This is a genomic window from Methylobacterium sp. D53M (assembly GCF_053345625.1).
Map to the genome: position 1 here is coordinate 15,933 of NZ_JBKFAL010000026.1, position 20,080 is coordinate 36,012.

Genomic DNA, 20,080 nt, shown 5'->3' on the forward strand with positions numbered 1-20,080 from the left:
CGGCTCGCATTGTATGTGATACGCAGGTTCATAGACGGGGAGTCCCGTCCCGGCAATGGGTTTTCGAGGGCAAGCGGTCCGCATTTCGACAAGTACAAGCCTATCACGTTGAAATTTGTCCGCTCATCGACCATTGAGTCTGCCACCCTGATGCAAGTGCAGGACATCTCAACTTCTGGAGCCGTTGTTTATACTGACCGCCGAACCGCCGTCCTCAAGATTCCGATGCGTGGATCTTGCGCGGTGCCGCTCGGGGTATTAAGCCCGACATCTGTTGACCTCATCGCTTGGTCGTTCTCCGGATTTACTGGACAGCGGGTCCGGGATCCGAGCTGCTTCCTTGTCCTGGCCTGTGAGGAGGAGAGTACCTTCTCCAGTCTCTCATCTGTCACGATCCGCACGCATTTCGGCGATCGGCGCGTCGCGATGACTTCGACGACGACGCCCATGTCGGACGAGGAAACTTCCACCGTCGCGAAGGCGCTCGTATCCGCGTTGACACCGGGCAACCTCGCGCATTTCGGTCCGCTGATCCCGATCCTGAGAGCGGGACTGGACGCAATCCTCGCCGAGGACGAGGCCGGAAATCCGGATGTCCGGTGCGGCGATACGGCTGAAACTTGGTTGGCGCACAAGATCGACTTCGTACCGGATTGCATGATCGTGCGGTCATCGACCGGTTACGCCTGCAGCCCGCTCACAGCCGTTCGATTCCATGCGGCGCGCCGAGGTGCGGTGTCGCTCACGACGGGCATTCCGCTGAACACGCAGCGCGCCGACGGGGCCATCCTGAGCGGAAATGGCCGATACGTGGCGGCTCGCGTGATCGGAGCGTTGTGAGCGCATGGCGACCGAGGGGAAGCCGACCGTCCTGGTCGTGACACCCATGCCCGCGGCACCGATGAGCGCCGGCAATCGGCGGCGGCTCTCGGCGACCTGCGAGGCGCTCCGACGGGGCGGGTTCGCGATCGATCTCGCCTATCTCCAGCACGAAGACCAAGTCTATCGCCGCTTCGGGCAGCATCCACCGACGGATGCGGCCGCGATGGCGGCTGCCTTCGATCGCGTCTTCTCCATCCCCGCCGCGACGCCGATCCCGTTGAAGACCTGGACGGGCGGCTTCACGATCGACGCCTGGTGCCCGCCCGAACTCGACGCGTTCGTGGCCTGGTATTTCGAGAGGCATGCCGATACGTGCGCGATCGTCGTCAACTACGTGTTCCTGTCGCGGTGCCTCGACGCGGTTCCGGACGGGGTGCTGCGTATCATCGACACGCATGACCGTTTCGCGGACCGGCATCTCCAGTACCGACCTTTCCGTGCCGAGCCGAACTTCTTCTATACGGACCGCGCGTCGGAAGCCGTCGGCCTGTCGCGCGCGGACATGGTCCTCGCGATCCAATCGGCGGAGGCGGCGTATTTCCGCGGCCTCGTCGATCGGGACGTGTACCTGCTCCCGCCGGTCTTCGCCGAGCGCGCGAAGTTTCGGGCACCCGGCCGGCTGACCCGGTTCGGCTTCATCGGCCACGGGAACGATCCCAATCTCTTCTCGATCAGCAAGTTCGCCCACGGCTGGGCTGCGTCCTGGCGGCCGGGCCTGCCCGTTCTCGTCATCGCCGGCGAGATCTGCGCGAGCCTGAACGGGCTGGACCTACCCGGCGTCGAGTTGGCGGGCTATGTCGACGCCGTCGAAACCTTCTACGCGGGCGTCGACGCGGTGGTCGCGCCGATGCTGATGGGAAGCGGTCTCAAGATGAAGGTCGCCGAAGCGCTGTCGCTGGGTCGGCCGGTGATCGGCACGCGAATCGCGTTCGAGGGATTCGACACCGACCATCCGGCTCACCGACTGGAGGGGGTGGCCGACACCGTCGCGGCGGTCCTGAGCCTTCACGACGACTCGGACGCCCTCGCGACCCTGACCGCGGCCTGCGCGGATCTGCTCGCGCGCTACAACGCCAGGGCCGCGACCTGCGAGGCCGCGTGGCTGGACGCGATCCCGCGCCGCTCGGCGCGACGCGCGCGTTCGCCCGCAGCGCGCGCGCCGGACGTGTCGACCACGGCGGGAGCGGGAATCGTCGTCAGGGAGGAGCGCTCCCTGCGCTCCCTGCCGGTCGTGGACGAGGACGGCGGCATTCTCGTCGCGACCGAGAATCCCTCGCCCGCGACCGCCCGCGAGGCGGGCTACGCGCCGGAGCGGCGGCGCTGGTTCGTGAGCCCGGAGCCGGACGGGGGTGTGCCGCCTGCGGGCGCACTTCCGGCGCTGCACGGAGGTCCGGTCAGCCTCTCCCCGGAATGGATCCACCGCCGCGCTCTTCCGCGAGCGGCCCGGGAGGCGATCGCCGGGTCTCTCGGCGAGGCCCAGGCCGACTGGAGAGCGGACGGCCACCTGATCGGGTACGAGGCCGATGGGCTGACGGTGGTGACCTGCGTCCCGAGTTTCCTCGTCGCGCGGCCGCGGGCGACCGCGGCCTTCCTGCTCGGGGACGGGGAGGCGGCACGGGAGTTGCGGCTGACCGGCACGGCGGCTCTGGCGCGCTCTCCCGGCCTCGCCTTCGCCGCGACACGCGGCGAGCTGACCCCCGTGCCCGCCAGTCTCACCTTCGAGCCGCTGGAGATCGACGGATCCGCCGCACCGATCCCGGCAGCGCGCGAGACGCCGTCCCGGCCGAAGGCGGTGCTGTTTCTCAGCGATGACCTCGTGGGCCTGATCCGCCTCACTCCGGCGGGCACCATCCACCTCGAAGTCCAGTGATGAAGAAGATCGAGGCGGTTGATCCACATTACGGGCGGCTCGCGGCGATCGCGGAGGCGCGCCTCATCGGGAACGCCATCGCGCGCAACGGGCTCCGGATCGCCTTCCCGTCGGTCGCGGCGCCTCTCGTCTCGATCGTCGTCGTCTCGCTCAATGCCCGCGATCTGCTGACGCTGACGCTCTATCGGCTCGCCACGCAGCAGGCTTTCGCGGGCGCGTCCTTCGAGGTGATCGTCGTCGACAACGCCTCCGACGCGGAGACCCTGACCGTCCTCGACCTGCTCGACGGGGCCACGGTCATCCGCAACACGGAGAATGTCGGGTATGGCCCGGCCTGCAACCAGGGGGCCGCGGCAGCCCGCGGACGCTACCTCCTGTTCCTCAACCCCGATGTGGAACTGATGCCCGGCGCGCTCGGCGCCCTGGTGGCCCCGTTCTCGGAGGCGACCGTCGGCATCGTCGGCGCCCACCTCGTCTTCCCCGGCGGCTACCTGCAGGAGAGCGGCGCGTTCTTCCGCGACGACGCGCAGATCACGCATCCCTACGGCCGGGGGAACGCGAACCCGCTCCTGGCGGAGGGCACGTTCCAGCGCGAGGTCGGCTACGTATCGGGTGCCGTGCTCATGATCGAGCGCGCGCTCTTCGAGGAGCTGGGCGGCTTCGACGATCTCTTCGCCCCGGCCTATTTCGAGGACACGGACCTGTGCGTCCGCTGTCACCAGGCCGGGCGGCGCGTCATCTATCAGCCGCGGGCGAGCGCGATCCACTTCGAGAACGCCACGACGCCGGTGCGGGCCGAGGTCGAGGCGCTGATCGACCGCAACCGGGTCCGCTTCCTCGAACGGCACCGGTCATGGCTGTTCCCGCATGCGGGACCGCGTTTCGGCGACCGCACACACAACGCCTGGGCGCTCAAGGTGCTCTACATCGACGACGGCGTGCCCCATATCGACCTCGGTGCGGGCATGCCGCGGGCGAACTTCATCGTCGCCACGCTGGCTCGGCTCGGCTATCAGGTGACCGTCTATCCGGTCTACCGCGCGGATCCGGAGATCGCGCAGCGGTACCGCGACCTCCCCGACACCGTCGAGATCCTCGATGCCGAGGAGGGGGCGGGACTCGCGCGGCTGATCGACGAGCGGCAGGACCACTACGACGTGCTCTGGGTCAGCCGCCCGCACAACATCGATCTGGTCTGCCAGATCTTCCAGAACCGGGACATGGCGCTGCGCGATTTCGCGCGGAGCCGCGTCATCTTCGATTCGGAGGCCCTGTTCTGCCTGCGGGCCTTCCTCGAGGGGACCCTGCGGGACGGTTACGGATTCGGCGCGCATCTGGCGGCCTCCGCACGCCGGGAAACCCGCAACTTCGCGCAGGCCGACCATGTCGTCTGCGTCTCGGAGGCGGAAGCGCGCCTGCTTCAGTTCCACGGCGTGCGCAACACCGCGGTGCTCGGCCACGCCTTCGCGTCGCAGCCGGAGGGCGCGGCCGATCTGGACGGCCGCAGCGGCTTCGTGTTCATCGGGTCGCTGGAGCACGAGAACTCGCCGAACGTCGATTCGCTGATCTGGTTCCTCGAGACCGTCTGGCCGGAGGTCCATCGCGCCCTGCCGCGCGTGCCGTTCACCATCATCGGGCAGGTCACCCCGGATCTGCGCGCGCGCCTGTCGGCACCGAACGTCGCCGTGATGGGCCGGGTCCCGGACCCGACGCCGCTCCTCGACCGGGCGCGCGTCTTCGTCGCCCCCACACGCTTCGCCGCCGGGATGCCCCACAAGGTCCACGCCGCCGTCGCGCAGGGGCTCCCCTGCCTGCTCACGCCGATCCTGGCGGAGCAGCTCGGCTGGCCCGAGGGCTCCGGATACCTGACGCGGGACTGGCGCGACCCGGATGCCTTCATCGCCGGGCTGATCGAGCTCCACGAGGATGCCGAGGCCTGGCGGCGGCTGCAGCGCGCCGGGCTGGCGCAGGTGGCGCAGGATTGCTCGCCCGTGGCCTACGCGGAGAAGCTCCGGTCCCTCTGCGAGGCGCCGGTCTTCGCATGAGTCAGCCATCCCTCAAGCGGGCCGCGATCCGGACGATCTCGAAGGTGTTCCGGCGCGTCGTCATCGGGCGCGTGCCGGGATTGTTCGACGCGGCCTATTACCTGAGGCACAACGGCGACGTCGCGGCCTCGGGCATCGACCCCTACCTCCACTACGTCTGGCGCGGCGCCGCCGAGAATCGCGATCCCGCCGAGGATTTCGACACGGCCTTCTTCCGCAACCAGAGCGGCAAGACCCGCCTCGATCCGGTGCGGCATTACCTGCGGTTCGGGTCCGCCGCCGGGCTCGACCCGCATCCCGGCTTCAGCAGCACCTCCTACCTGATCCGCTACCCCGACGTGACGGCCTCGGGTGTCAACCCGCTGCTGCACTACCGGACGAACGGCCGGCGCGAGGGCCGCGTGGCCCAGCCGTCGGCGGCCAAGACCATGAACATCTCGGCCCTGCGCGCGGTGCCGTCCCGGCACCTGCGCAGCCTGCCGGAGGAGGGGCGTCCCTTCTCGATCACGCTGCTGCGCGCGTTCCCGGCCGGGGACACGTTCGAGTCGGTGAAGCGATTCTGCTTCCTCCTCAAGCTGACCCATGACGAGATCGCTCTGCTCGTGAGCGCGTTCGACGCGATGCCCACCAGCGGCCACGCCGCGATCACGCTGGACGTCTCGGCCGACGCGGAGGCACGCGGCGAGGTAGAGCCCCGCGACGCGCGACCGAAGCTCGACACGGTGCTCTTCGCCTTCGAGCATTGCTACGTGGCCGCGCAGGGCGACAGCCTCCGGATCCGGTACGCCGAATTCCGGCTCTGGGACCTCCGCGAACAGGAAGCCCGGGTCGCGGAGATCTTCCCGGCCGGTGCCGTGGAGTTCCGGATCTAGGACAGGCACCGCGAGGCGGCCCGCGTCGCTGCCGTTGCGCGCAGGATGCGTCTCGGATGCCCGCACGGTGAGCGGGCCTGCGGGCGCGGGCGGCCGCGCGCGTCATCGGGAGCGCGGCCGCGTCGATCAGGACGGACGATCGACCGCGGCGCTGAAGGGGTAGACGAAGCGCATCGATCCGAACGCGACGCCGAGCGTCCGGGTATCGCCCTCCGGATGGAAGCTCGTCCGCACGGCGACTTCGACACGCGTCGAGCCGGCCTCCGACCGCGGCGGGATCGCGGCCGTGAGCGTGACGATTCCGTCGCGATCGGCCCGCTCGATCGAGACCGCCTCACCGCCGATCGCGACCGCCACGTCGTCCGGGTCCGTGTTGCGGCCCAGGGCGACGAGAACGACCTCCAGGCGGCCCGGCTGATCCGACCACACCGGCACATCGATGACCGTGACCGGATCGGCTCCGGACCAGCGGTGCGAGATCCGGCCCTCGATGTATTCGGGTTCGTGCAGATTGGTCCGGATGAAGCCGCGATCCCCGGTGACGGCGTCCCTGAGACCATCGAGCGTGAGCGTCACGGTGCCGGAATGGGGATCCGAGCCGGCGCCGACGAGCTGGATTCGCGGACACCACGATCGCGGCTCGACGGAACCCGGCCTGAGGAACGCGACCCGGTCCGCCGCGCCGGTGCGCACCAGTTCGACGCCGTCCGCGAAGCAGCGCACCGGCGCCTTGTCGGCGCCGGGCGACGGATCGACGGCGATCACGAGGCTCAGTTCCGGCGCGACGCAGAGCGGGCGCACGGTCCGCGGGCGCAGGGCTTGGCGCAGCGCGCCCGAGAAGAGCCTGGACAGGCCCGAACCGCCCGCCGCCGGGGCGACCTCGGCGGGCAGGGCAGGGACCTGCGGATCGCCCGCGAGGAAGGCCTCCAGGGCCTGGGACGACCAGCCGACGCTGACGTCGCGCACGAGCGCCGGATCCGAGACCCCGTGCAGGCGGATCGTCACCGGGGTGAAGGGACCGCCGCGATGCGCGGGCGGGATGGCCGCCCGGAGCCGCAGCCGACCGCCGATCCGAAGCCGGATCGTCGGGACCGCGCCGTCGTCGAGTCGGAGCGCAGCTTCGGCGGCGTCCCGCTCCGGAAGGTCGATCTCGATCCACGCGGTACCGGTCGCGCAGATCGGCGGCAGGAGCGTGATGGCGAGGCCCTCCGCGGCGGGCATCGCCAGCACGGCGGCCGCGCGCTCGGCGGCCGACAGGGTCTGCGCGGCCGTCCAACGGGCATCGTGCCGCGGCTCGAAGCTGAGGCCGAGATGCGGATGGGCCTCGGGATCCGGCCGATAGGTCCAGACGAGGCCGCCCTGCGGGTTCGGCTTCGCGCCGAGAGCATTCCGGCCCGCCCGGACCTGGGCCTGCCCGGCTCCGGCGCCGGGATTCGAGATGCGGATCGGGCTGCGCCCGTCGAAGAGAACCCGATGTGCCGCCTCGCTCGCCTGGCTGCCCAGCACGATCCGCGCGGCCGCGACGACCGTGTCGACGGGCTCGCGCATGGCGAAGCGCACGATCTCGGCCGCGATCGCATCGTCGGATCTCAGCAGGGAGACGGGCCGCTCTTCCAGGATCGTGCGCGCGACCGTCTCGACCAGGGCGAGGGCGGCCGCGGCGTCGAAGCCCGCGAGTTCGCTCCGCAGGACGGGATCGGGCGGGTACCTGGCGATCACGGCGCGGCAGAGACGGTTCACCGCCCCGAGCAGGGGGCTCCACTCGACGAGGTCCGCGTCGGCCCGGATCGGCTCGGGGGCCGGCGCGGGCCGGGCGCGCGATCCGAGGACGGCGCCGAACACCCCGTTCAGGGCCGCGCGGTAGCGCCCGACATCGCCGAGGCGGAGCGCGGCGGCGCGCGCCGCGGCGGCGTGGCTCGCGCGCAGGTCCGGCGCGGCGAGCAGGGCCTCGAGCGCGGCCGCGAAATCCTCGGGCTCGTCATGCGCGACCAGACCCTCGGCACCGTCGAGGCCGCGGAACGCCAGGGAGGTCGCGACGATCGGCTTGCCGTGGGCGAGCGCCTCGTAGGTCTTGACGGCGCTGCCCGCCCCTTCCCGGATCGGCAGGACGACGATCCGGGCCGCGGCGTACAGGGGCGCGAGGTCGTCGAGCTGGCCCACGAAGTGCAGGCCGGGCTCGTCCGGCCACGGGCCGAGATCGCAGATGCTGCCGGCGACGACCACGCGGAGATCGGGCAGGTGGCGCGCGCGCACCGCGTCGAGAAACCAGCGCAGGCCCGAGACGTTCGACAGGTGCGCCGAACTGACGAAGAGGACGTCGATGCCGGTCTCGTCGAAGAGCGCGACGCGCTGGGAGGCGGGCTTCCGGGCGGGACGCAGGGCGGGGCGTTGCGGGCCGCAGGCGGCGATCACGTCGGCAAGGTCGCGCAAGCCGGCGAGGTCGGCGAGGCGGGCGGGAGACGGCGCGATCTGCACACCGACCGTGGTGACCGGGACGCTCGGAAGATTGTCCCGGACGAAGGCCGTCTCGCGCGGGTTGAGCGAGATGACGTGCTGGCAGCGCGCGAGATGCGTGGTCTCGAGGGCGAGCTCGTCCGGGTCGACCGGCCGGCGGGCGTAGATCGCCCGCTGCACGGCCTGGAGATCGTGCATCTCGCACACGATCGGCGCGTCGACCCCGAGCGCGTCGACCAGCGGCAGGGCGGTGATGTAGTTCAGGAGGATCAGATCCGGCGGCCTCGTCCGCAGGGCGCCGGCGAGGGATGCCGGAACCGCGTAGGCCGCCGCGGCCACGAACTCGTCCGCGAGCGTCGGGGTGCCGGCGGTCGGCGCGTCGCCCGCGGAGCGGCCGGGCGTCGCGACGAACACCCGCTCGAACGCGAAATCGTGCAGAACGCCGAGCAGCGCCCCGTGCCAGTCACGGTACGCGGCGCCGTCCAGCCGGCGGTGGGACAGGAACAGGCCGGTGACCGCGTAGCCGGCGGCGGCGAGGTACTGCAGCTGCGACCGCGCGATCCGGCTCGAGCCGTTGCGCAGGACCATGGCATCGCCGTTCATGACGAGCAGGACCGAGGGGCGCTCGCCCGCGACGGGCTCCGGCGTGGCCGCGACGATGTGCCGGATGAAGTTGCCGGGGGACGCGCGCTCCAGGGCCGCCGCCTGCCGGGCCTGTGCGCCCGCCCGCAGCCTCGGGTAATCCGCCACGGCGCGGCGCAGCGCGTCGGCGAGCGCGTCCGGCGCATCGAACAGGACGGCGTTGTCGGGGCCGACCTGCGTCTCCATCCATGATCCCGCGGACGTGACGACGGGGAGGCCCGCCGCCATCGCCTCGACCAGCACACCCGAGCTGCGCTCCCGGTAGCGCGCGGCATCGTAGGGGATCAGGGCAATGTCGGCCCCGGCGAGGTGGCGGTAATAGGCGGGGGCATCCAGGGCCTCGGGGAGCAGCCGGACGCGCCGATCGCCGTAGGCCGCGAGCTGCTGCTGGGCGGACAGGACGCCCGGCTCACCGCCGGGGGTGTTGAAGTTCGACTGGATGACGAAGCGGATGCGGCCGGGCCCGACGAGGTCGGCCCAGAGGGAGGCCACGGCCGCCGGCAGGTCGGTGTAGCCCTTCTCCAGGCGGGCATCCCCGAGATACAGGACCCTCAGGATATCGCCCGCGGGCGGTGTGGGGTCCGCCAGGGCCGCTCGCAGATGCGCCTGGTCGAACGGGATCGGCGCGTGCAGGAACGCGACCCCGGTCAGGTGCGAGAAGGTCGCGGCGAGCCGCTCCGTGTCGGCGTGGAACCGGACGCTGCGGGCGAGCGTCGGCGAGGTCCGGATCCGGTCGAAATACGGGCGATAGGTGCCGATCACGGCCGCGAGGGGGGCGGGATCGTAGCGCAGCAGCACGTGGAGAGTCGGGTGCGCCGCGTCGGGCTCCCGCGCGCAGACGAAGGCGAGGACATCGAGCAGTTCCCGGAAGCCCAGCGTGTGCACGAGGACGATGTCGCGCGGACCCGCCCGCAGGTCCGCCAGGGCGCCCCTGAGTTCCCGGCCGAACTCGACCGGCGCACCGTCGGGCGTGCCGTACTCGGCCTCGCCCCAGGTCAGCGAGAAGGTCGGCCGGATCGCGAGATCGTCCGGAAACGCGTCAGGCTCGGCGCGCCGGTTGCTGAGGACCAGCGGCTCCAGGCCGGCCTCCCGCGCGGCGCGCGCGATCGCCGTGGTGTACTGGCTGTAATGCCCGCCCACGGCCAGCGCGCTCTGCTCGACAACGATGAAGCGCTCACGCGTCATGGAACGTCGGTCTCCTGGACGGCAGGGTCGCGCGCGCAGGGCGACGCGCCTCGCGCATGGTGGAGAGGCGCGGGGCGCGGCCGGTCGCCTCGGCGACGGATCGAGGCCGCGGCGCGCGCGGCGCGGCCCTGCTCACGCCGCCCCGCCGCTCAGCGGCGAGCGGGTCCAGGTCCCGCCCTGCGCCGCCAGGAGCAGGTCCGCGGCAACGCGCCGGCCCTCCGGTGTATAGGCGTGAATCCCGTCCGAGCCGCAAGCGGCCCGCATCAGCCCGTTCGGGTCGCGGAGCGCCGCGTGCAGGTCGATCAGCCCGAGACCGCGCGCTCGGACACCGGCCGCCAGCGTCTCGGCGAGGATCCGGGCGATGGCGATCCGGTCCGGAAGCGGCGCGAGATCGGGCGCCGCGTGCGGCGATCCCGCCGCGATCTCCTGCGGCGGCACCGCCGTCGCCACGAACACGCGCGCGCCCGGGCGGTCGCAGACGCGGTCGAGAGCATCGAGGTAGCGATCCACGAGGTCGGTGACCACCGCCTCGACGGGGATGGCCCGCGTCTCGGCCTGCCGCGCCACGTGGGCCCGCACGTCGATCTCTCCGAAGCAGAACACCACGTCGAGGCCGCGCTCGACCTGCAGCTCGCTGAGGGCGAGGAAGGCCGGACCGTCGCGGCCGACACGGTGCATGGTCACGGCGCCGAGCCAGACCGGCAGGACGTGCCCGGCCTCGAGGAACGTGAAGACGTGGCTGTCGCCGATCACGAGCGTGCCGACATCGGCGCTCCGCCACGCGGCCCCGTAATGCGCCTTCGCCGCCGCGAGGTCGCCGCCCTGCACGGCCGCGTTGGCGGCGTGGACGCTGCGCGCGTGGAGGGACGGCGTGTCCTCGAGGCTCTCGGCGGCGTCCGTCATGGGGCGATCAGGGGCACGGCGAGCGCGGGGGGTGGTCTCAACGGTCGGCGTACTCCGCCGCGGCGAGCCTGCGCAGGCCCGCCTCGAGATCGATGCGCGGCCGCCAGCCGGTCCGGTCGAGGAACCGCGAAGAGTCGAGCATCTTGTAGGCCGCGCCCTGGAACGAGCCGGGCGGGCTGACCAGGGGGACGGACCAGTCGAGGGCCGCCAGGGCCGCCCGCGCCACCGCCTCGACGGTGACGGGCGTGTTGGCGGCGCAGTTGAGGATCTCGTTGTCGAACGCCCGGTCCGCCGCCAGGATCGCGTCGATCTGGTCGTCGACGTACAGCACCTCGCGGACGGTCTGCGGGTTGCCCCAGACCTCGAACTGCGCAGCACCCGCCGCCTTCTCCCGCACGGCCCGGTCGAGCAGGGCGCCGACGAAGTGGCTGCGGTCGGAGGCCTTGTTGTCGTGCGGCCCGTACAGGGTCGCCAGCACGCAGTGCAGGAAGCTCAGGCCGTACTGGTGCGCGTAGGCCGCCGAGCCCGTCGCCAGGACCTGCTTGGCGAGCCCGTAGCCGATCACCGAGGGATGCGTGGGTCCCTGCCCGAACCGCGCCTCGGGGAGCGGCTCCGCCGATTCCGGATAGGTACAGGACGAGCCCGTGGAGACGAGCTTGGCCTGCGGCTGGAACAGGCGCCACGCCTCGAGGACGTTCAGGTGGACCCGGGCGTTGATCGCCAGGAGCTCGCCCTGGATGTCGTACTGCACCGCGCCGGTGCGCTGGCGGGTCACCACGTGGAAGATCCGGCCGGCCGGGGGCGCAGTCCGCAGCGCCCGCTCGACGTTCGCCCAGTCGGAGAGGTCGCCCGCCGCCCGACCGATCTCGACGACCTCGCGGCCCTCGGCCCGGAGCCGCGGGACGAGGTTGCGCCCGAGGAAGCCGTCCGCCCCGATGACGATGTCGCGCTCAGGCCCCGGCATGGTGCGCCCCGTCGCGATAGGCCTCGCGATACCACGCGATCGTCGGCCGCAGCCCGTCCGCGAGTCCCGTGAAGGTCGACATACCGAAGCGCTCGCGCAGCCGCTGGTTGGTCGAGCGGCGGGCGAGCACACCGTGGGTCGCCGTGTCGGGGGCGTGCACCGGCCGATTCTCGCCCGCAACCTCCAGGATGGTGCGGGCGAGGTCGAGCAGCGTCGTGGTCTCGCCGCGGCAGAGGTTGAGCGCGTCGCTCGTCTCCCGCATCTCCAGGGAGCGGGCGAACACGTCGACGACGTCGCCGACGTAGATGAAGTCGCGCTCGACCAGCGGGTTGCCCTTGATCTCGAAGCGCTCCCCCGGTGCGAGCGCGCGCATCACGAAGGCCGGCAGGACGTGCGCCTTGCGCGGATCCGTCGAGTCGTGGGGACCGTAGGGGTTGCTCAGGCGGAAGCTGATCGTGTGGATCCCGTAGCGCTCGGCGTGGAGGTCGGCGATCACCTCCGACCAGCGCTTCGACCAGGCGTAGAAGGCCTCGTTCCGGTTGGGCGGCGCGTTGAGGTCGACAGCCTGCGCGTCGTCGAGGGGATCGAGGGCCGCCGGGTAGACCGCGACGCTCGAGGCCGCGCGCACCTCGCGGATGCCCTTCGTCAGGCAGAACCGGTAGAGGCGGTTGGCGATCTCGGCATTGCCGGTCAGCAGGTCGCTCTGCGCCGTCTCGAACTTGTCGGCGTCGTAGCGCTGCGCGGCGACGTTGACGACGATGGCGTCGGCGGGAACCGACAGCGCCTCCAGGGCATCGAAGCGCGCGGCCTCATGCGCCCCCGGCACCGCGCGGCCGGAGGGGCTGACCGCGATCAGCCGCGGCACGCGGTCGGCGAGATGCGCGACGAGGTTGCGGCCGACGAACCCGGTCGCACCGACGACGACGACGGTCTCGGGCAAGGAGGATCGGGAGACGGCAGCCACGCTCAGACCGCCTTCGGCAGGTCGGCGGCGGTGATCACCTTGAGTTCCGGCACCGGAACGATGAAGGCGCCGCCGTTCTCGAGGTAGCGGCGCTCGCGCGCCAGGAACTCGTCGATGAAGTTCCAGGCGAGCACTAGGTAGGCGTCGGGCGCGGGCACGCTGCCCTCCTCGACGATCGGGATGCGGGCACCGGGGATCAGGCGGCCGAACTTCAGCGGATTCTTCTCGGCCGCGTATTGGACCAGACGCGGGCCGATGCCGAAGGCGTTGAGAAGGGTCGCGCCCTTGGCCGGGGCACCGTAGGCGTGGACCGTCTTCCCCTCGGCGTGCATGCGCTCCAGCAGATCGAGCAGCGCCGCCTGCAGGCGCCGGACGTTCTCGGCGAAGCCGACATAGGTCTCGAACTTGCCGTAACCGCGGGCCTCCTCGTCGGCGCGCATGCGCTTGACCGCGTCGCTGACCGGATGGGCGCCGGGGAAGCCGACATGCGCCTCGAGGGAACCACCATGGACCGGGACGACGCTGACGTCGAAGACTTCCAGGCCGTGGCGCGCGAACAGCTGCTCCAGGGAACGGAGCGTGTAGTAGCACAGATGCTCGTGGTAGATCTGATCGAAGGCGGTGTTCTCGATCATGCCGCCCAGGTAGATCGCCTGCACGACGAAGACGCCGTCCGGCTTGAGCAGCGCGACGATGCCTTTCACGACGCTGTGCAGTTCCTCCAGGTGGAAGAAGACGCCGGCGGCGGTGATCAGGCTCGCCGGCCCGTCCTGCGCGCGGACGATCTCGGCGGTCTCCGCGTTGAAGAAGCGGTTCAGCGTCGGCACGCCGGCGGCGCGGGCGAGTTCCACGACGTTGGAGGCGGGCTCGACGCCGCAGCGGCGCAGGCCGAAGGGCTCGTACTGCCGCAGCCACGTGCCGTCGTTGCTGCCGATATCGACGACGAGGTCCTGAGGCCCGAGGCCGTACCGCTCCACGAGCCGGGCCGCCGTCTGGCGGAAATGCTCCACCAGCGTCTTCGTCGTGCCCGAGACGTAGGGGTAGTCGCTGAACATGCTCTCCTTCGGGATCGTGTGATCGATCTGGACGAGCGTGCAGTCGTGGCAGAAGCCGGCCCGCAGGGGGAAATGCGGCTCGCGCCGGTCGGCGAGCTCCGGCGGGATCAGGCGGTTGCAGTGCGGCTGATCGGTCAGGTCGAGGAACATCTCGACATCGCGTCCGTCGCAGACGCGGCATGCCATGGCGAGTTTCGTTCCCGTCATCGTAACCCCTATGGCGGCCTGCGATGAGGCTCTTCCGACCGGGCGACGCTTACCGGCTGGGGTCCGGGGACGCAATCGGAGCCGCGCGGCCGGGCCGAAAAAGCGCCCGTCGGCTTCGAGGCCGAAGGTCCGCGGCGCGCGTCCCCGCGGCGGACGCTTGCCGACGCCGCGCCGGCGTCGGATGAAGCGCGCAGTTCCGAGCCCTGGAGACGCGCATGTCGGCACGCGAATGGACGGTCCGCGGATCCCGGCAGGTCCTGAAGGACCGATGGCTCGGGCTGCGCGCCGACGACTGCGTGACGCGGTCCGGCCACGCGGTCACGCCCTACTACGTCCTGGAAGCGCCCGACATCGCCCTCGTGCTGGCGGTCGACGCGGACGATCACGTCATCCTCGTGCGGCACTACCGGCACGCCTACAGCGGCATGAGCCTCGAGCTGCCGGGCGGCGTCATCGATGCCACCGACGCCGACATCCTGTCGGCCGCGGACCGCGAACTGCGCGAGGAAACCGGCTACCGCTGCGCCGATGCCGAACTCGTCGTCACCCTCAACGCGGATCCGGCCCGCTACGCCAACCGCATGCATCTCGTGCGCGGGCGGGCGGTGGCCGCCGGTCCGGCGCGCCCGGATCCCGGCGAGGATATCGAGGTCCTGCGCGTCTCGCGGGCCGAGGCCCTGCGACTGGCGCGATCGGGCGCCGTGATCGGCGCCGCCCACGCGGCCATGATCCTGATCGGTCTATCGGGCGCCGATTGATCGGGCTCGATTGAGATTCCTGTGCCGACGCTGAACCGAAACTGTCTTTCCGCGTTGCCTTCGGCAGAGCGGGAGATGGTTTCGAGATGGCGAACTACGACATTAAACTTGTCGAGCCGCGCGATCAGAAGGCGGCCGGACGGAAGGATGCGGCGACGCGGGAGCGCAAGCTCGACTGGGAGCGCGCGATGCGCGAGGCCGCGCAGGCCGAGCAGCTCGTCAAATCCGCCGACTGAGCGCGTCGACCGGACGTCACGAAGCCTCCACCGCACGCCGTTGCAGCGATTACGACCGTGCCTGGGCCGGGGGCGTCGCGGCTCGCCGTCGATCCGAGTTCCGGCGTCGTGTCAGGAGCGCGTCAGGTCAGGAGCCCGGCGTCGCGCACGAAGGCGAGGAGGTCTCCCCCGCCGAAGCGGTGGGCCGGCAGGCCGGCCGCGCGACCGGCCGCGATGTCGGTCTCCTGATCGCCGATGAGGAAGCTGCGGTCCCGATCGACCGGCCACTTGTCCAGGAGGTCGAGGATCATGCCGGGCCTCGGCTTACGCCAGTCGTGGACCCTTCTGTAGGCCTCGACCGTCCCGTCCGGATGGTAGGGACAGTAGCGCAGATCGTCGAAATGCGCCCCGACCCGGCGCAGATCCTCCTGCATCCAGGCCGTCAGGTGCGCGACGTCCGCCTCTGTATAGAAGCCGCGCGCGACGCCGGCCTGATTCGTGATGACGAACACGAAAAATCCGGCCTCGTTCAGAGCGCGCACCGTCTCGCGCGCGCCGTCGACCCAGTCGAACCGGTCGACGGACCCGACATAGCCGTGGTCGTGATTGAGGACGCCGTCGCGATCGAGGAAGGCGGCGGGCCTCCGGCGCTGGGCCGGGATCTCGGTCTGGGCCCGGGCATAGCTCTCGGGCACGCCGATATCGAGGAAATAGCCCTCGTGTGCCACGCCCGCCACGCGCCCCTCGGCGACGAGGGCGGGCAGGACGTCCCGCTCGAGCGAGCAGGTCGCCGGCAGGCCGGCCAACGCGTCGCGGCGGACCAGATAGACCCCCGCATTGACGAGACCCGGGCCGGGCCCGGGCGGCCGCTCGAGGAACGCCGTGATCCGCGCGCCGTCGAGGATCGCGACGCCGTAGCGCGCGGCGTCCGGCACCCGCCGGAGCGACAGGACCATCGCGGCCTCCGGATGGCGTGCGGCCATCTCGGCGAGTGACAGCAGGTTGAAGTCGAACCACGAATCGCCGTTCATGAGCAGGAAGGTCTCGTCCGCCTCCGCGAGGGCGTGCACGACGGCGCCGCCGGTCCCAGCCTGCTCGGGCTCGATCGAGACCCGCACCGTCATGCCGAAGCGGCGGGCGACCGGGTTGTCGGTCGCGTAGGCGCGGATCTTCTCGCTGACGAAGGAGGCCAGCAGCACCACGTCCGTGAAGCCGTGGCGGCCGAGCTCGAACAGCAGCACGTCCAGGAACGGCTCCTCGGCGACCGGCAGGAGCGGCTTCGGGGTTTCCGCCGTCAGCGCGCCGAGCCGGGTGCCGAAGCCCCCGCACAGGATCATGGCCTGCCGGACGGTGCCCTCGCCCGCCGCACCGCTCACCGGACGGTCCTCAAGAGGCCGTCCCGCGCGGGAACAGGTTCTCCTCGACGAGGCCGCACACGATGTGCGCGGCGGTGATGTGGACCTGCTGGATCAGCGGCGTGGCGTCCGACGGCGCGTGCAGGCAGACATCCGCCCGCTCGGGCATCGCCCCGCCCGTGGCGCCCGTGAAGGCGACGACCCGCAGACCCAGGCCGCGGGCCGCGTCCATCGCCTTCAGCACGCTCGGCGACCGCCCCGACGTGGAGAGGGCGAGCAGGACATCGCCCGGCCGCCCGAGGGCCAGAACCTGCCGCTCGAACACGTGCTCGTAGCCGTAATCGTTGCCGATCGCGGTGATCACCGAGGTGTCGGTGGTCAGCGCCACGGCCGCGGCCGGCGGGCGGTCGTAGTTGAGCCGCGAGACGAACTCGCCCGCGATGTGCTGCGCGTCGCCGGCGCTGCCGCCGTTGCCGATCGTCAGGAGCTTGCCACCGTCGCGCAGGGACGCGGTGACGAGATCGGCGATCTCGGCGAGGGTCGCGTGGAAGCCGCGATCGTCGAGGGCGGCCTGGAAGGTGTCGCGGGTCTGCGTGAGAAAATCGACGATCGCGCTCATGGTCACCTCGGTCCGTTCCCGCGCCGGCCGGCCTGTCGGGCCGCCCGGCGGGGCGATCGCTGCTGGGCCCTGGACGTCCGGATCAGACGTTGGCGAACCGCGAATTGCGGATCATCCGGAAGCCCTTGATCAGCTCCTTGATGCCCCGGTCGAGGTCGAAATCGGGGAACCAGCCGGTCGCCTCCAGCTTCTCGTTGGACACGATGTAGTCGCGCTTGTCGGGATCCTCGCCGATCGGGGCCTCGACGTAGACGAAATTCGGAACGTGCGCCTTAATGCGCGCGCAGAGTTCCAGCTTCGACAGGTTCGCGCTCGACAGGCCGAGATTGTACGCCTCGCCGCGCATCCGGTCGTAATTGTCCATCGCGTGGACGAAGCCTTTGGCGACGTCGCGGATGTGGATGTAGTTGCGCTTGAAGTGGCCCTCGAAGACCAGGAGCGCCCGGTCGCTCACGGCCCGGTGCGTGAAATCGTTGACGAGGAGGTCGAGCCGCATGCGCGGCGCCATGCCGAACACCGTCGCGAGCCGCAGGCTGACGCCGCGGCCGCTGTCGAGCACGGCCTTCTCGGCCTCCACCTTGGTGGTGCCGTAGAGCGAGATCGGCCGCAGGGGCGATTCCTCGGTGCAGAACTTGCCGGCCTCGCCGACGCCGTAGCCCGAGTTGGTCGTCGGGTAGACGATCCTCTGCTCCCCGCCCGCGCGCTCGACCAGGGCGATCACGGCGTCGCGGTTGAGCGTTGTGGCGCCGATCGCGTCCTCCTTGCACAGGGGCGCGCCGACCAGGGCCGCGAGGGGGATGAGCACGTCGTGCTTCGGGATCAGCTCGTCCAGGATGCGCGTGTCGCGCGCGTCACCCTTGATCGGCTCGAACGTGTCGTACTGGCAGGCCGAGGACAGGTCCGGCGTACCGGCCTTGAACGTGTCGAGCACCGTGACGTGGTGGCCGCGCTCCAGCAGCATCGGCACCAGAATCGTCCCGATGTAGCCCGCGCCGCCGGTGATCAGAATTCGCATGCCTGCATCTCGTCCAGGTGAGCCGGCGGCCTCGTAACAGCCGCACCGGTCTGTGTGAAGCTACCGCTCAGCGGGTCTGGCGGTAGATGAGCGTCGAGCCGTCGACGTCGATGCCGATCGGCACGACCGAGAGGGGTGCGACCCGCTCCGTCAGGGCCGGGATCTTCTCCGGATCGATCAGCGCGAGGAAGAAGCCGCCGCCGCCCGCGCCGCAGAGCTTCGCCCCGTAGGCGCCCGACGCCACGATGGTCTCGAACAGGTCGTCGAGAACGGTGTTGGAGACGTCGCGCGAGAGCGTGCGCTTGATCTTCCACGAGGCCGACAGCATCTCGCCGAGCTGCGTGAGCCAGCCGGTGGTGCTACCTTCCAGCAGGGAGACGCACTCTTCCACGAGCCGGTAGAGTTCGGACAGCTCCTTGTCGATCGCCCGGGCCCGCGTGACGGCGATCTGCGCGGCGACCGTCGTGGTCGCGCGGCGGGCAATGCCGGTATGGACGAGCACCATCGACGCGTTGAGCTGCTGCATCGCGGCGGAGCTCATCTGCAGCGGCGAGATCCGGATGGCTGAGCCGCTGAAATCGAAGCGGTTGATCCCGCCGAACGCCGCGTGGAGCTGGTCCTGGACGCCGACATTCTCGCGCAGGATCTCGCGCTCGACCTCGATGGCCTTCTTCGACAGCTCGATCTTGGTGGGCTTCTGCTCGCGCAGGGCGTAGACCGTGCGCAGGAATCCGACCGTGAAGGCCGACGACGAGCCGAGACCGCTGCCCGCGGCCGGCAGGTCGGAGATGATGCTGATATCCAGCCGGCGGTCGACCTCGAAATGCTTCAGCACTTCACGCACCACCGGATGCTCGATCTCTTCGATGTTGTCACAGTGCTCAAGTTTCGAGTAGCTTAATCTGTAATTATAGTCCTGGCAGCCGATCAGGTCGAGGGCGGCGATGATGATATACTTGTCGATCGCCATCCCGACCACGGCGCCGGGCGCGCGCTCGAAATATTCAGGATAATCCGTACCGCCGCCGAACAGGCTGACCCGCAGCGGCGTCCGTGTAACCGTCAGCATTCAATAGTTTCCAGATCTCGCGCTCAACTATCCGCTCGCACGAAGCGGATACTTTGCGACCAAGCTTGCAGGCTGCGACCACGCCGACGCGGTGTGCTTAGCAGCGACGAGTTTGATACACCATACGCGACGCAAGTCTGGCGCGCGAAGGTGTCGGGATTTGGACACCTTCGCCCACGACGGGCCGGCTTGGCGGGGCGGACGCTGCCGTCACGCGTGAGCCGGTTCGCGCCGCCGATCGGCCTCCCACGCGCAGGATCACGCGGCGGTCTTCAGAGAGGCGCGGAACTCGTCGGAGCTGATGACCGTGCCGAGCAGTTGCTTGCGCGTGATCTTCCCGGCGTTCAGCTGCGCGGACCAGTGGCGGACCGCATCCTCCTCCGCGTCCCGTCCGAGGACGATGCGGTACAGGTCCATCACGAACGGCATCGTGAGCTTGCCGGATTGCTGCTGATCGAAGGCGCCGGACTGGATGTACTCGATCAGCAGCAGCGAGCGCTCCCGACCCTTCGGCGAACTCGTGATCACGTCGCCGATCGCCCGACTCAGCTGCGGCGGCCACTCGGACAGGTGCTCGCGGAGGAACGCGGCGACGTTCCCGATGGTCTCCACCTCCTCGCCCGGCACGGGTCGTCCCTGCCGCCACGTATCGGCGACGCGCTCCGACAGAGCGATCGTCAGACTCACCACATCCGAGAAATTGACGCTGTGTCCGTACATGCTGACTACGGCTGCGACTGCGAAACGAGAATCGCGACTGCTACCAGTTGGTTAGATTATGGTTAAGGGAGTGTAAACGTCGTCTGCCAGACATCGGATCCGGCGTGGGAGACCGCACGAGGCCGCCCCGTCGAACTGTCTCATAAGGGCCGGGCAATCGCCAGGGAAACGGCGCTCGGCGGCCGCGTGCCGGCCCGCGCGTCCGTCCGGACGTGGCCGGGATCAGCCCGGAACAAGGCCGGGGTCAGGCTGAGATCAAGCGTTGTGAAGCCCCGCGATTCGCGGC

General features: G+C 70.4%; 16 protein-coding genes. 6 read left to right on the top strand and 10 right to left on the bottom strand.

The features are described from left to right. Positions 1 to 150 precede the first annotated feature (150 nt). From ACLBYG_RS25945 to ACLBYG_RS25960, 4 genes are read left to right on the top strand one after another with little or no spacing between them, the layout of a single operon-like run. Positions 151 to 840, top strand: coding sequence for a hypothetical protein (locus ACLBYG_RS25945; RefSeq protein WP_447683387.1), 690 nt, complete (start codon positions 151 to 153; stop codon positions 838 to 840). Between the two features lie 4 nt (positions 841 to 844). Then, a complete protein-coding gene (locus ACLBYG_RS25950) occupies positions 845 to 2,752 on the top strand; it encodes a glycosyltransferase (RefSeq protein ID WP_447683388.1) in 1,908 nt (635 codons plus the stop codon). Then, on the top strand, positions 2,752 to 4,797 hold the full coding sequence (locus ACLBYG_RS25955) for a glycosyltransferase (RefSeq protein ID WP_447683389.1): 2,046 nt from the start codon (positions 2,752 to 2,754) through the stop codon (positions 4,795 to 4,797). Before ACLBYG_RS25950 ends, ACLBYG_RS25955 begins: the two co-directional genes overlap by 1 nt. After that, entirely contained in the window at positions 4,794 to 5,669 is an 876-nt protein-coding gene (locus tag ACLBYG_RS25960) for a hypothetical protein (RefSeq protein WP_354455056.1), read from the top strand. The genes ACLBYG_RS25955 and ACLBYG_RS25960 overlap by 4 nt, the downstream gene beginning before the upstream one ends. A 126-nt stretch (positions 5,670 to 5,795) precedes the next feature. Here the strand turns inward: ACLBYG_RS25960 and ACLBYG_RS25965 are convergent, their stop codons facing one another. The 5 genes from ACLBYG_RS25965 to ACLBYG_RS25985 form a co-directional block, all read right to left on the bottom strand. Next, positions 5,796 to 9,950 carry a glycosyltransferase gene (locus ACLBYG_RS25965; protein WP_447683390.1) on the bottom strand — a complete coding sequence of 1,385 codons (4,155 nt, stop codon included), beginning with the start codon at positions 9,948 to 9,950 and terminating at the stop codon, positions 5,796 to 5,798. 132 nt (positions 9,951 to 10,082) lie between these two features. Next, positions 10,083 to 10,853: a hypothetical protein gene (locus ACLBYG_RS25970; RefSeq protein ID WP_447683391.1), complete on the bottom strand. Its 771-nt coding sequence runs from the start codon at positions 10,851 to 10,853 to the stop codon at positions 10,083 to 10,085. A gap of 37 nt (positions 10,854 to 10,890) precedes the next feature. Continuing rightward, positions 10,891 to 11,817, bottom strand: coding sequence for an NAD-dependent epimerase/dehydratase family protein (locus ACLBYG_RS25975; RefSeq protein ID WP_447683392.1), 927 nt, complete (start codon positions 11,815 to 11,817; stop codon positions 10,891 to 10,893). Next, positions 11,804 to 12,757 carry an NAD-dependent epimerase/dehydratase family protein gene (locus ACLBYG_RS25980; protein ID WP_447683393.1) on the bottom strand — a complete coding sequence of 318 codons (954 nt, stop codon included), beginning with the start codon at positions 12,755 to 12,757 and terminating at the stop codon, positions 11,804 to 11,806. Before ACLBYG_RS25980 ends, ACLBYG_RS25975 begins: the two co-directional genes overlap by 14 nt. 26 nt (positions 12,758 to 12,783) lie before the next feature. Next, entirely contained in the window at positions 12,784 to 14,022 is a 1,239-nt protein-coding gene (locus tag ACLBYG_RS25985) for a class I SAM-dependent methyltransferase (RefSeq protein WP_056526555.1), read from the bottom strand. Between the two features lie 236 nt (positions 14,023 to 14,258). On the opposite strand from ACLBYG_RS25985, the gene ACLBYG_RS25990 reads away from it, so the two are divergent. After that, positions 14,259 to 14,801: an NUDIX hydrolase gene (locus ACLBYG_RS25990; RefSeq protein WP_447683394.1), complete on the top strand. Its 543-nt coding sequence runs from the start codon at positions 14,259 to 14,261 to the stop codon at positions 14,799 to 14,801. A gap of 86 nt (positions 14,802 to 14,887) precedes the next feature. Further along, positions 14,888 to 15,037 (top strand): hypothetical protein, encoded by a 150-nt coding sequence (locus tag ACLBYG_RS25995; RefSeq protein WP_182179728.1) that lies wholly within the window; start codon positions 14,888 to 14,890, stop codon positions 15,035 to 15,037. A gap of 122 nt (positions 15,038 to 15,159) precedes the next feature. Here ACLBYG_RS25995 and ACLBYG_RS26000 read toward each other — a convergent pair whose 3' ends face one another. The 5 genes from ACLBYG_RS26000 to ACLBYG_RS26020 all read right to left on the bottom strand — a co-directional run bounded on the left by ACLBYG_RS26000 (position 15,160) and on the right by ACLBYG_RS26020 (position 19,761). Beyond that, positions 15,160 to 16,392: an HAD-IIIA family hydrolase gene (locus ACLBYG_RS26000; RefSeq protein WP_447683395.1), complete on the bottom strand. Its 1,233-nt coding sequence runs from the start codon at positions 16,390 to 16,392 to the stop codon at positions 15,160 to 15,162. 10 nt (positions 16,393 to 16,402) lie between these two features. Beyond that, positions 16,403 to 16,990, bottom strand: coding sequence for a D-sedoheptulose 7-phosphate isomerase (locus ACLBYG_RS26005; RefSeq protein WP_427508317.1), 588 nt, complete (start codon positions 16,988 to 16,990; stop codon positions 16,403 to 16,405). Positions 16,991 to 17,072: 82 nt separating this feature from the next. Beyond that, positions 17,073 to 18,005: an NAD-dependent epimerase/dehydratase family protein gene (locus ACLBYG_RS26010; RefSeq protein ID WP_447683396.1), complete on the bottom strand. Its 933-nt coding sequence runs from the start codon at positions 18,003 to 18,005 to the stop codon at positions 17,073 to 17,075. A gap of 67 nt (positions 18,006 to 18,072) precedes the next feature. Beyond that, entirely contained in the window at positions 18,073 to 19,074 is a 1,002-nt protein-coding gene (locus ACLBYG_RS26015; RefSeq protein ID WP_447683397.1) for a GHMP family kinase ATP-binding protein, read from the bottom strand. Positions 19,075 to 19,332: 258 nt separating this feature from the next. Beyond that, complete coding sequence (locus tag ACLBYG_RS26020) at positions 19,333 to 19,761, bottom strand: DUF4214 domain-containing protein (RefSeq protein ID WP_427508320.1); 429 nt, start codon at positions 19,759 to 19,761, stop codon at positions 19,333 to 19,335. Positions 19,762 to 20,080: the final 319 nt, after the last annotated feature.